The 13,080-nt window shown below is 69.3% G+C and carries 7 protein-coding genes; 3 read left to right on the forward strand and 4 right to left on the reverse strand.

Features of this window, described 5'->3' with window-relative positions; translation table 11 throughout:
* Positions 1-122 precede the first annotated feature (122 nt).
* Positions 123-5,093: an NAD-glutamate dehydrogenase gene (locus E0500_RS03815; protein ID WP_131571871.1), complete on the reverse strand. Its 4,971-nt coding sequence runs from the start codon at positions 5,091-5,093 to the stop codon at positions 123-125.
* Between the two features lie 899 nt (positions 5,094-5,992).
* Between E0500_RS03815 and E0500_RS03820 the strand changes: the two genes are divergently transcribed.
* The gene (locus E0500_RS03820) at positions 5,993-6,559 is read left to right on the forward strand and encodes a DJ-1/PfpI family protein (RefSeq protein WP_131572248.1); all 567 of its coding nucleotides are present in this window, start codon (positions 5,993-5,995) and stop codon (positions 6,557-6,559) included.
* Positions 6,560-6,756: 197 nt separating this feature from the next.
* Here E0500_RS03820 and E0500_RS03825 read toward each other — a convergent pair whose 3' ends face one another.
* Together E0500_RS03825 and E0500_RS03830 are read right to left on the reverse strand one after the other, a co-directional pair.
* Entirely contained in the window at positions 6,757-7,422 is a 666-nt protein-coding gene (locus E0500_RS03825; protein ID WP_131572249.1) for an HAD family hydrolase, read from the reverse strand.
* A 118-nt stretch (positions 7,423-7,540) separates the two neighbouring features.
* Positions 7,541-8,056 (reverse strand): DUF6912 family protein, encoded by a 516-nt coding sequence (locus E0500_RS03830; protein ID WP_131572250.1) that lies wholly within the window; start codon positions 8,054-8,056, stop codon positions 7,541-7,543.
* Positions 8,057-8,433: 377 nt separating this feature from the next.
* Here E0500_RS03830 and E0500_RS03835 point away from each other — a divergent pair, with 377 nt between their 5' ends.
* The gene (locus tag E0500_RS03835) at positions 8,434-8,949 is read left to right on the forward strand and encodes an Rv3235 family protein (protein WP_131572251.1); all 516 of its coding nucleotides are present in this window, start codon (positions 8,434-8,436) and stop codon (positions 8,947-8,949) included.
* 203 nt (positions 8,950-9,152) lie between these two features.
* Here the strand turns inward: E0500_RS03835 and secA are convergent, their stop codons facing one another.
* Positions 9,153-11,969 (reverse strand): preprotein translocase subunit SecA, encoded by a 2,817-nt coding sequence (gene secA, locus E0500_RS03840; protein ID WP_131569523.1) that lies wholly within the window; start codon positions 11,967-11,969, stop codon positions 9,153-9,155.
* Positions 11,970-12,344: 375 nt separating this feature from the next.
* On the opposite strand from secA, the gene E0500_RS03845 reads away from it, so the two are divergent.
* Positions 12,345-12,914, forward strand: a complete 570-nt coding sequence (locus E0500_RS03845) for a GNAT family N-acetyltransferase (RefSeq protein WP_131569525.1) — start codon at positions 12,345-12,347, stop codon at positions 12,912-12,914.
* The last annotated feature ends 166 nt before the right edge of the window (positions 12,915-13,080 follow it).

The raw sequence follows: 13,080 nt of genomic DNA on the forward strand, positions 1-13,080 counted from the left end.
CCACTTAGGTAGATGTCACGAAAGGTGTGCGGGTTCCTGTAGCCCGTAGCCCCTTTTCGGGGGCGCCCCAGCTGGGGCGCCCCCAAACGCATCCTTACGAATGCACCCCTACGAACGCACCCTTACGAATGCGTCCGCAGCAGCGTCCGCATCGTGCGCATCGCCACGGACAGGTTCGCCAGGTCGAACGCGTCGGAGCTCTGGATCTCCTCCAGCGTCAGGCGGGCCCGGCTCAGGATCGGGGCGTTCCTCTGCTCCCAGCCCTTGAAGCGCTGCTCGGGCGTGGCCTCGCCGTTTCCGACGGCGAGGACGTCGGCCGTGAGCGCCGCCTGGGCCGCGTAGAGGTCCTCGCGGATCGCCGCGCGGGCCATGGACTGCCAGCGGTCGGCGCGGGGCAGCTCGATGATGCGGTCCATGAGCTGGGTGATCCGCAGCCGGTCGGCGAGGTCGTAGTACACCTCGGCGACCTCCATCGGCTCCCGGCCCATGCGGTCGGCCACCGCGACGATGTCCAGCGTCGGGAAGGCGGGGGAGAACCCGGCCACCCGCGTGGCGAGCTCGTCGGGGACGCCCGCGTCCGTCAGCTCGTCGTAGATCTTCTGGTACCACTCCAGATCGGCGCCGCGCACCAGCTTGGGCACCTCGGCCCAGACCCGCTCCACGCCGTCCTTGAAGAACGCGATGGTCCCGGTGAGCTCCAGCGGCTGCGGCCGGTTGTTGAGCAGCCAGCGCGTGCCGCGCTCCACCAGCCGGCGGGAGTGCAGACGGATACGGGTCTGGACGGCCGCGTCGACCTTGTTGTCCAGCGCCTCCACCGCGTCCCACACCGCTCCGGAGTTGAAGATCGCGCGGGCCGCGGTCTGCGCCCGGACGATCTCCTCCAGGGAGGCTCCCGTCTCCTCCCGCATACGGTGCAGGAAGCTCGTACCGCCCGTGTTGACCGTGTCGTTGACCAGGACGGTCGTGGTGATCTCGCGGCGCAGCGGGTGGCTCTCGATGTTCTCGGGGAACCGCTCGCGCAGCGCGGTCGGGAAGTACGCGTACAGCAGGCCGTGCAGATACGGGTCGTCGGGCAGCGAGGTGTGCAGCAGCTCCTCGGCGACCGTGATCTTCGTGTAGGCGAGGAGGACGGCCGTCTCCGGGCCGGTGAGGCCGTGTCCGGTGCCCAGCCGCTCGCGGATCTGCCGGTCGGTGGGCAGGAACTCCAGCGCCCGGTTGAGGTGGCCCTCGCTCACCAGGTGGCGCATGAAGCGCTGCTGGGCGTGGAGCATGTCCCTGGACTGGGCGAGGGCGTTGGCGATCGCCGTGTTCTGCGCGTAGTTGTTGCGCAGCACCAGGCTGCCGACCTCGTCGGTCATCTCGGCGAGCAGCTTGTTGCGCTGCTTGACGGTCATGTCGCCCTCGGTGACCAGGCCGTTGAGCAGGATCTTGATGTTCACCTCGTGGTCGGAGGTGTCCACGCCCGCGCTGTTGTCGATGGCGTCGGTGTTGATCTTCCCGCCGCGCTGCGCGAACTCGATCCGGCCGAGCTGGGTCAGGCCGAGGTTGCCGCCCTCGCCGACGACCTGGACCCTGAGGTCCCGCCCGTCGACGCGGATGGCGTCGTTGGCCTTGTCGCCGACGTCGGCGTGGGTCTCGGTGGACGCCTTGACGTAGGTGCCGATACCGCCGTTCCACAGCAGGTCGACCGGCGCCTTGAGGATCGCCTTCATCAGGTCGGCCGGGGTCATCTTGGAGACCTTGCCCTCGATGCCGAGGGCCTCACGGATGTGGCTGTTGACCGGCACCGACTTCGCCGTACGGGGGAACACGCCGCCGCCGGTCGAGATCAGCCCGGTGTCGTAGTCCTCCCAGGAGGAACGCGGCAGCTCGAAGAGGCGGCGGCGCTCGGCGTACGACGTGGCCGCGTCCGGGGTCGGGTCGATGAAGATGTGCCGGTGGTCGAAGGCGGCGACCAGACGGATGTGCTCGCTCAGCAGCATGCCGTTGCCGAACACGTCACCGGACATGTCGCCGATGCCGACGACCGTGAAGTCCTCGGCCTGCGTGTTCACCCCCAGCTCCCGGAAGTGCCGCTTCACGGACTCCCAGGCGCCGCGGGCGGTGATGCCCATGCCCTTGTGGTCGTACCCGGCGCTGCCACCCGACGCGAACGCGTCACCGAGCCAGAAGTTGTACGACTCGGCCACCTCGTTGGCGATGTCCGAGAACGTCGCCGTGCCCTTGTCGGCGGCGACCACCAGGTAGGTGTCGTCCTCGTCGTGCCGTACGACGTCGGTGGGCGGCACGACCTCGCTGGCCACCATGTTGTCGGTGATGTCGAGCAGGGCGGAGATGAAGGTCTTGTAGCTGCGGATGCCCTCGGCCAGCCAGGCGTCGCGGTCCACTGCCGGGTCCGGCAGCTGCTTGGCGACGAAGCCGCCCTTGGCGCCGACGGGCACGATGACGGTGTTCTTCACCATCTGCGCCTTGACCAGGCCGAGGATCTCGGTGCGGAAGTCCTCACGCCGGTCGGACCAGCGCAGGCCGCCGCGCGCGACCTTGCCGAACCGGAGGTGCACGCCTTCCACGCGCGGCGAGTACACCCAGATCTCGAACGCCGGACGCGGCGCCGGGAGGTCCGGGATGGCCTGCGGGTCGAACTTCATGGAGACGTACGCGTGCGGCTGCCCGCCCTGCGTCTCCTGGAAGAAGTTGGTCCGCAGGGTCGCCTTGATGACGGTCAGGAAGGACCGCAGGATCCGGTCCTCGTCGAGGCTGGCGACCTGGTCGAGCGCGCTGTCCAGCTCCTCCAGGAGCGCGTCGACGAGTTCGAGCCCGGCACGCTGCCGCTCCGGCGCCATCCGTGCCTCGAACAGGTTTACGAGCAGCCGTGTCGTGTGGACGTTGTTGCGGAGGGTGTCCTCCATGTAGTCCTGGCTGAAGGTGGAGCCCGCCTGGCGCAGGTACTTCGCGTACGCCCGCAGCATCATCGCCTCGCGCCAGGTGAGCCCGGCGCTCAGCACGAGCGCGTTGAAACCGTCGTTCTCGGCCTGGCCGGTCCAGGTCGCCGCGAAGGCCTCCTGGAACCGCTCGCGCCCGTCGTCACCCAGGTAGTCGCCGGGGCCGCTCAGCGCCTTGGGCAGGCGCAGTCCGAAGTCGTAGATCCAGGCGGTCGTACGGTCCGCGCAGCGCATCTCGTACGGCCGCTCGTCGACGACCTCGACGCCGAGCCGGCTGAGGACCGGCAGCACCGCGGAGAGGGAGACGGACTCGCCCCGGCGGTAGATCTTGAACCGCCGCTCACCGGGGCCCGCGCCCACGGGCTCGTACAGGCTGAGCGCGAAGTCCTTGCCGCCCTTGCCGCCCTCGCCGTCCTTCTCCCCGCCGCCGAGCTTTTCGAGGTGGACGAGGTCGGCGACGGCCGCACGCGGGCTGTGGTCCGCTTTGTAGCCCTCGGGGATGGCGTTGCCGTACCGGCGCAGCAGCTCTGCGGCGCGCTCCTCGCCGAGCTCGGCGTTCAGCGCCTCGGAGAACCCGTCGGACCAGGAGCGCGCGGCCTCCACCAGCCGCGCCTCGATGCGCTCCTTGTCGGCGTCGCTGAGCTCGGGCAGCTCGGTGCCCTGCGGGACGCGGACCACGAAGTGCAGCCGGGAGAGGATCGACTCGGTGTTCCAGGCCGTGAAGTCGACGCTGGTGCCGCCGAGTTCCTCCTTGAGGATGTCGATGATGCGCAGCCGGACACCGGTGGTGTAGCGGTCCCTGGGCAGGTAGACGAGGGCGGAGTAGTAGCGCCCGTACTCGTCCTGGCGCAGGTAGAGCCGGAGCCTGCGCCGCTCCTGAAGGTACAGCACGGACGTGACGATGGACTGCAGCTCGTCGACGGGCGTCTGGAACAGCTCGTCGCGCGGGTACGTCTCCAGGATCTGCAGCAGGTCGCGCCCGTCGTGGCTGTTGGGCGAGAAGCCGGCGCGCCCCAGCACCTCCTCGACCTTGCGGCGGATGACGGGGACGCGGCGGACGGACTCGGTGTAGGCGGCGGACGAGAAGAGTCCGAGGAAGCGCCGCTCCCCGACCACGTTCCCGTGCTCGTCGAACTTCTTCACGCCCACGTAGTCGAGGTAGCTCGGCCGGTGGACGGTGGCGCGGCTGTTGGCCTTGGTGAGGACGAGGAGCTTGTGCTCGCGGGCCTTGGCGCGGGCGTCGGCGGGAAGCCTCTCGAAGGAGGGGCTGACGGGGTGGCTCTCCTCGGCGTGGTGGTGCGGGTCGGACCGCAGGATGCCGAGCCCGGTGCCCGGAACGGCGGCCAGCGAGTCGTCCTCCCGCAGTTGGTACTCCCGGAACCCGAGGAAGGTGAAGTGGTCGTCCGCCAGCCAGCGCAGCAGCTCGCGGGCCTCCTCGACCTCGTCGCCCCGCAGGTCGTCCGCGGTGGGCTCGGCGGGCAGCTCGTCGGCGATACGGATCGCCGCGTCCCGCATCTTCTCCCAGTCCTCGACCGCTTCACGCGCGTCGGACAGCACGCGCAGCAGATCGTTGGTGATCTGCTTCAGATCGGACCGGTCGGTCTCGCGGTCGATCTCGACATGGATCCAGGACTCGGTGTGCACGTCGTGCGGCAGAGCGCCGACGGTCGGTGCGGTGAGCACCTCGATGAGCTTGCCGGCGACATCACGCCGCACGATGACCTGCGGGTGGATGACGACGTGGATGCCCCGGCCCTGCCGCGACAGCTCATTGGTCACGGAGTCGACGAGGAACGGCATGTCGTCGGTGACGACCTCGACCACGGAGTGGCTGCAGGTCCAGCCGTTCTCCTCGACGGTCGGGGTGTGAACCCGCACGTTGGCCGTGCCCTGGGGGCGGTTCTCCGCCAGCCGGTAGTGCGAGAAAGCGGCTCCGAGGATGTCGACCGGGTCGCGGTCGGCCAGGTCCTCCGGGGCGGTGTGCAGGTAGTAACGCTGGAGGAACGCGAACACGGTTTCGCGGTCCGAGGTGCCGGGGGGTGCCTCGCCCGACGTCCCAGTCGGTAGGTGCCCCCCGACCGGGCTGTTCTCAGCTACCCGGGCGGCCCGTTCGAGCAGCTCGGCCTTGGCTTCGTCCAGCTTGGTCTGCATTGTCCTCTGGCTCCTGTCGCGCGCCGTTGCGTGACGTTGAAGGAAGTTCGGTCCCTTCCCTGCGGACGTGACGCCGAGACGCGGGGTGTCCGGTCTGCTCCGACGCTATGCCGCAAGGTGAGGTGTGTGGGGGGTTCTGAGCCAATCTTGAGCTGCCCGGCAGCTGTGAGAATGCTCTCTGCGAGCCACGGTCGAAGGGCGCCCTCGGTGCCCCGGGAGCCCTTCCGGCCCCCTCCCGCCCGCAAGGACCAGCGACCGCCGCCCGGTCACGGCTGTGGGCCGTGCTCTCCGGGCGCAGGGCAGGGACGACGAGGTCCCCGCGAAATATCGCGCTGATCACGCCACAAGGCTATCGCTCATGACGGGGGGCCCGTCATGAGCCGTATGTGTATAAAACCCGGGGTCGAAGTTTGACGTTTCGCACAGGAGCCCGGCGCTTGGCGCCCTCCCATGCCCTGCACCTCAGGTTCCACCGGGGGGGCGCTTTGCCAGGTGGGTGCCACTCCGGCCCTGCGTGGGTGGGGCTCCCCGGGTGGGTGCCACTCCGTCGGGGGTGTGACGGCTGCGTACGGCCGGGCGGATGTCGGCTCGTGTACCGCCGCACGTTGGTCAGTGCTCCCGGCCAGTCCGGGGGAGCGAGGGGAGTGGGGGAGCGGGGTGAGCGGGGTGAGCGGGAGGAGCGAGAGGGGAGCGAGAGGGGGATGGCTCACCGGCGTTTGAGGACGAACCCGTTCGGGCCGATAGTGGGGTTGGGGGCTGGGGTCGCAGCCCCGGGGCAGTCACCCGTGCTCTGGGGCCCTGTGGCTCGCGCGCACCCTTGGCAAGGCCTCTCCCCCGAGGCACGTTGCCCATGACGCCCGGCAGAGGGCGCCCACCACGGCTGAGGGGAGCGCAGCGACATGTCAGCCAAGATCCTGATCGTCACCGGCGACGCGGCGGAGTCACTGGAGGTCCTGTACCCGTACCAACGCCTCCGCGAGGAGGGCTACGACGTCCACATCGCGGCCCCCGCCCGCAAGAAGCTCCAGTTCGTCGTCCATGACTTCGAACCCGGCTTCGACACGTACACCGAGAAGCCCGGCTACACCTGGCCCGCCGACCTCGCCTTCTCCGAGGTCGACCCCGGCCAGTACGTCGCCCTCGTCATCCCAGGGGGCCGCGCCCCGGAGTACCTCCGCAACGACCCCGAACTCCGCAAGATCCTCAAGTCCTTCTTCGACACGGACAAACCCGTCGCCCAGATCTGCCACGGCCCCCTGCTGACCGCCGCCGTGGACGGCCTGCGCGGCCGCCGCGTCACGGCGTACCCGGCGCTGGAACTGGACATGCAGGCGGCCGGCGCCACGTTCCAGGACGCGGAGGCCGTGGTCGACGGCACCCTCGTCTCGTCCCGCGCCTGGCCGGACCACTCCCGCTGGATGCGAGAGTTCCTCACGGTCCTGCGGGCCAAGGCACCCGTGACCTGAACTGATGACCTGAACTGACCTGACGTGACCGCACCTGACCGGACCTGACCCCTGAGGCGGCGGCGGGCGGACCGCTGGGCCCGCCGCTCAGCCGTCGTCGGCCGGAGTGGCCTGCCTGAGGTTTTTGCGGATCTTCCGCAGAGGCCGCCAGAGGCCGGCTGCCGTCAGCCGTCCCACCGCTCAGCCGTCGGCAGCCGTCAGGCCGCCAACCGCTCGGCCTCCACGACCGCCTCCGCCAGGGTGTCCACCACGGGCACGCCCACCTCCTCAAGGCTGGCGCGGCTGTGGGAGCCCCCGGTGTACAGCACGGCCTGGGCGCCCACGTGCCGCGCGGACACCGCGTCGTCGGCCGCGTCCCCGATCACCACCACGCGGGAGATCTCGACACCGGTGAGCCTGCCCACGTGCCGCACCATGTGCTCGGCCTTGCTGCCTCCGGACGGCCCGGTCCGCCCGTCGACCCGTATGAAGTGCGGCTCGATCCCGAACCCCCTCACCAGGGGGACCAGGTCCTCATGCCCGTACATGCTGAGGATCGACTGGCTGTGCCCCGCAGACCGCCAGTCCGCGAGCAGTGTCGGCACGCCCTCGGTGAGCTCGCAGGCCGTGCGGTGCTCCAGGTAGTAACGGTGGAAGATCCCGTCCATGATCTCCCACTCCTCGTCCGTCGGAAGCCGCCCTATCAGCCGCTCGTAGAACTTCGGCACCGGCACGCAGTACAGCGCCCGGTACTGCTCCAGTGTGAGCGGCTCGATGCCCAGCTCGGCGAATGCCGCGTTCGTCGCCCCGATGATCGCTTCATTGTCGTGGAACAGGGTCCCGTTCCAGTCCCAGACGATGTGCGCTGCTCCGTTCTTCCCCATACCAAGAACGTACCCGGCACCACTGACAACGCACCGTGACCGCCCACCGCACGCCGGTGACTGGCTCCCGCACACCGGTGGCGGTGAAGGGATGTCGCGGAAACCTACGGCACCGCGTTCAGTCCCCCAGCCCCACCAGGTTGGGAATCTCCTGCGTCGCGTACCACAGCAACTCGTGGTCCTCGGCACCGTCCACGGTGAACTGGGCGTCGTCGTCCCCCTGGTCGGCCGCGCCCAGCGCGTCCGCGGCGGCGGCCACGTCGTTCTCGGCGTCGTCGGAGTCGACGTGGACGGCCGCCGCCTTGGACAGCGGAACCGGACCGGTGACCCGCACCTCCCCGAGCGCCGCGGGGTCGAGCCCACGGTCGGGGTCGGCCACGGCGGCCCCGTCGGCGACATCGACGGCGACGACGACCCGCCGCCGGGCCACCCCGGGCTCCACGGCGAGAAGCCGCAGCGAGGCCAGGGCGGCGCGGTTGAGGGCCGCGTACTCAAGCTCCTCGATGTCGTCGGAGAGATACCACTCGCGCAGCGCGGGCGTGACGGCGTACGCGACGAACGGCCCCTCTCCCAGCTCACCCGTCTTGTACGCCGCGGCGAGACCGGGAAGGGTCAGGGGGACGTAGACGCGCATGACGAGCCGCTTTCGTAGTCGGGAAAGTCGGGAAGGGCCACCGGAAGGCACGGGGAGGTTTCCACAAGACCGATCCTGACCGGTCCGTGGTCCCGCACCTCCGGTGAGTCACCCAAGGATACGTGCGGGTGTCCCCCATCGGGTCCCCACCCGCGCCCTCCGCGGCGTCCACCCGCCGCTCCCGGATCACCCGGTACACCCCCATGTCCCCAAGGGTTCCGCCCCTCGGGATCACTCTGATAGGTGAAGATTCCAGGCGCTCCGAGGCGGGCCCGCCTTCGTTGCGGCACCCGCTCCCGGCCCCGTACAAGATCCCCAACCACGAAGTTACCGACCGGTATCCCCTGGGCGGTCGGTTCACGGAACGGGGACCTCCCATGAACAAGGTCATGACCAGGACTCGGCGCCACCCCGGCACCCGCCCGCCGGTCCGACACGACACCCGCCGCCCCGGCGGCACACCGACGCGCACGGCACCGGGCCGGGGTCGCCCCTCCACGGCCCCCGGCGGGGCCGTGGAGGCCGGCAGGGCACTCCTCGCCCTCCCTCAGCCCCGCCCCACCGACCGCTTCGCCGATCTCCTGCTGGCAGTGCTGAGCGGTCAGCGTCCGGTGCACAGCATGCTGCGCCACACTGTCGGACGCGCGTACGACGAACTGGCCTGGCTCGCCGAACGCGGCCCCCTGCGCGCGACCCGCGGCACCCGCCCGGTCGTCCGCGACATCGGCTACTTCGAGCCCCGCCCCGGCGCCATCGAGGCCTTCGCCCGCATCGGCGCCGGCGACCAGCTCCGCGCCATGGCCTTCCGCCTGGAGTACGGCCATGACAACCGCTGGCGCTGCACAGCCGTGGAACTCGGCGGTCCGAGGATGCCCTGCACGGACGAGGACTGACCTCCTCGTACGGCATACGGCACACGCATACGGCCCCGGCCCCGGCCCCGGCCCCGGCCCCGGGGCCGGGCTCATCCCTCGGAGCGCCGACCAGACAGGGCACACACGCGAAGGGCCGAGCACCCGAAAGTGCCCGGCCCTTCATAACCGCTGTCCTCACCCGAGGCGACCCGCCGCCGCCTCACCGGAGGCAAACGGCTGCGTCACTTCTTGCGGCGCCGTCCGCCCTTGGCCTGCTTGCGGCGCTCCGCGCGCGTGAGACCGTCGGCCTCGGAGCGGACGGGCTCGTCGTCGTTGGTGAAGTCGCCCTCGACGACACCGCCCTCGCCGTCCACGGTGGGGGCGGAGAAGTGCAGACGGTCCGGGCGCTGCGGGGCCTCCAGGCCCTTGGCACGGATCTCCGGACGGGCACCCGCCTGGGCCGGTACCGCGTCCTCCTTCTTCTCCAGCGACGGCTTCTCGTCCTCGACCGGGACCTCCTCGACCTGCTGCTCGACCTGGACCTCCAGGTTGAACAGGTAGCCGACGGACTCCTCCTTGATGCCCTCCATCATGGCCTGGAACATGTCGAAGCCCTCGCGCTGGTACTCGACCAGCGGGTCCTTCTGGGCCATCGCGCGCAGGCCGATGCCCTCCTGGAGGTAGTCCATCTCGTAGAGGTGCTCTCGCCACTTGCGGTCCAGGACCGAGAGGACCACCCGGCGCTCCAGCTCGCGCATGATCTCGGAGCCGAGCTGCTCCTCGCGCGCCGCGTACTGCTCGTGGATGTCGTCCTTGATCGACTCGGCGATGAACTCGGCGGTCAGCCCGGCCCGGTCACCGGCGGCCTCCTCCAGCTCGTCGACGGTCACCTTCACCGGGTAGAGCTGCTTGAACGCGCCCCACAGCCGGTCGAGGTCCCACTCCTCGGCGAAGCCCTCGGCGGTCTCGGCCTGGATGTAGGCGTCGATCGTGCCGTCCATGAAGTGCGTGATCTGCTCGTCCAGATCCTCGCCCTCAAGGACACGGCGCCGCTCGCCGTAGATGACCTCGCGCTGGCGGTTGAGGACCTCGTCGTACTTCAGGACGTTCTTACGGGTCTCGAAGTTCTGCTGCTCGACCTGCGACTGGGCGGAGGCGATCGCGCGCGTGACCATCTTGTTCTCGATCGGCACGTCGTCCGGGACGTTCGCCATGGACATCACGCGCTCGACCATCTGGGCCTTGAACAGGCGCATCAGGTCGTCGCCGAGCGAGAGGTAGAAGCGGGACTCACCCGGGTCGCCCTGACGGCCGGAACGACCGCGCAGCTGGTTGTCGATACGGCGCGACTCGTGCCGCTCGGTACCCAGCACGTAGAGCCCGCCGAGTTCCTTGACCTCTTCGAACTCGGCCTTCACGGCCCGCTCGGCCTTCTCCAGGGCGGCGGGGAGGGCGTGGGACCACTCCTCGATGTGCTCCTCGGGGTCGAGGCCGCGCTGGCGCAGCTCCGCCTCGGCGAGGTCGTCGGGGTTGCCGCCGAGCTTGATGTCCGTACCACGGCCGGCCATGTTCGTGGCCACCGTCACAGCGCCCTTGCGGCCGGCCTGGGCGACGATCGTCGCCTCCCGGTCGTGCTGCTTGGCGTTCAGCACCTCGTGCTGGATGCCGCGCTTGGAGAGCTGCTGCGAGAGGTACTCGGACTTCTCGACCGACGTCGTACCGACGAGGATCGGCTGGCCCTTCTCGTGCTTCTCGGCGATGTCGTCGACGACCGCGTCGAACTTGGCGACCTCGGTGCGGTAGATCAGGTCGGACTGGTCCTTGCGGACCATCGGCTTGTTGGTCGGGATCGGGACCACGCCGAGCTTGTAGATCTGGTGGAACTCGGCGGCCTCGGTCATCGCCGTACCGGTCATGCCGGAGAGCTTGCCGTAGAGGCGGAAGAAGTTCTGCAGGGTGATCGTGGCGAGCGTCTGGTTCTCGTCCTTGATGTCCACCCCTTCCTTCGCCTCGATCGCCTGGTGCATGCCCTCGTTGTAACGGCGGCCGGCGAGGATACGGCCCGTGTGCTCGTCGACGATCATGACCTCGCCGTCGATGACGACGTAGTCCTTGTCCTTCTTGAAGAGCTCCTTGGCCTTGATGGCGTTGTTCAGGTAGCCCACCAACGGCGTGTTCACCGACTCGTACAGGTTGTCGATGCCCAGCCAGTCCTCGACCTTGCTGACGCCGGACTCGTGGATGGCGACCGTGCGCTTCTTCTCGTCGACGTCGTAGTCGCCGGTCTCGTCGACGCCCTTCAGGGGGTTGCCCGCCTCGCCGCGCTTGAGGCGCGTGACCAGCTTGGCGAAGTCGCCGTACCACTTGGTGGCCTGGTCGGCCGGGCCCGAGATGATCAGCGGCGTACGGGCCTCGTCGACGAGGATGGAGTCGACCTCGTCGACGATCGCGAAGTTGTGGCCGCGCTGGACGAGCTCGTCCTTGGACCAGGCCATGTTGTCGCGGAGGTAGTCGAAGCCGAACTCGTTGTTCGTGCCGTACGTGATGTCGCAGTTGTACTGCTCGCGGCGCTGGGCCGGCGTCATGTTGGCGAGGATGCAGCCGACATCCAGGCCCAGGAACTTGTGGACGCGGCCCATCATCTCGGAGTCGCGCTCGGCCAGGTAGTCGTTGACCGTGATGAGGTGGACGCCGTCTCCGGACAGCGCGTTCAGATACGCGGGCAGCGTGCCCACCAGGGTCTTGCCCTCACCGGTCTTCATCTCGGCCACATATCCGAGGTGGAGGGCGGCGCCGCCCATCAGCTGCACGTCGTAGTGCCGCTGGCCGAGGACGCGCTTGGCCGCCTCACGGACGGTCGCGAAGGCCTCGGGGAGCAGGTCGTCGAGGCTCTCGCCGTCGGCGTAGCGCTGCTTGTACTCATCGGTGAGGGCCCGGAGCTCGGCGTCGGAGAGGTCCGCGAAGTCCTCTTCGATGGAGTTGACCTGGTCCGCGATGCGGTGCAGCTTGCGCAGGATCTTGCCTTCGCCTGCACGCATGATCTTCGAGAGGACGGACACGGGGTTTTGTCTCCTTGCCGATCGGGCCTGGGACGGTCGGATTCCACTGGACAGGTTCAATGACAGCTTTGACAGCTTCGATACCAGACAAAGCAACGGCCATCGTAAGCGAGGACCCCACCATGCCGGGAGGTCTGGCCATGACAGCCACTAGGACAACGGCCGTACGAGACGGATGGTGCCGCATTCCGTCCACGAAATAAGCGAATTGTGATCGGCCCCTCACGCACCGCAAACAACACGCGCAACAAACCCGGCACCCACCCGATCGGCCACTGCCCGACACGGACCGACACGGCCCGACACGCACCGACATCGGCCGACCCGGTTTCTAAAGGATGGCGCCTCTCCGCTCCGTCGCGCCAGAATCGCCCGATGGACCCCGTCACCCTGACCACCGACCGGCTGCTCCTGCGCACGGTGGGCCCGCACGACACCGACGCGGTGTACGCGGCCGCGCAGGACCCCGAGATCCAGCGCTGGACCATGATCCCGTCGCCGTATCTGCGCGAGCACGCGGAGGGGTTCGTCGGCCAGATGGCGCCCGACGGCTGGGCGGACTCCTCGATGTACACGTTCGGCGTCTTCCTCCCCTCCGGGGAGCTGGTGGGCATGCTCGGCATCACCGTGCGCTCACTGGGCACGGGTGAGATCGGTTTCTGGGCGACCAAGGAGCACCGCGGCAACGGCTACATCACCGAGGCCACCCTCGCCGCCTCCCGCTGGGCCTTCACCTCGATGGCGATCGACCGTGTGGAGTGGCGCGCCGAGGTCGGCAACGCGGCATCCCGCGCGGTGGCCGAGAAGGCGGGCTTCACCATCGAGGGCACCCTGCGCTCCGCGATCGACAACAAGGGCGTGCGCCGCGACTGCTGGGTGGGCTCCCTGCTCCCCTCGGACCTGGGCCTGCCGTCGACGGCACCGTACCTTCCGGGACAGTCGTAGCGTCTCCGGCCGGCTTGGGCTTTCCGGGGCTCCCTGGGGGGCGGCGGCCGGCGCGGCCAGTCCGGGAACCCGGTGCGACTGATCCGGGAACCCGGTGCGGCCGGTCCGGAAACCCGCTGCGGCTGGTCCCGAAAAGCGGGCTCCCTCAGCCCGAAACCCAAGCCGC

The organism is Streptomyces sp. KM273126, from assembly GCF_004337435.2.
GTDB classification, from domain to species: Bacteria; Actinomycetota; Actinomycetes; order Streptomycetales; family Streptomycetaceae; genus Streptomyces; species Streptomyces acidicola.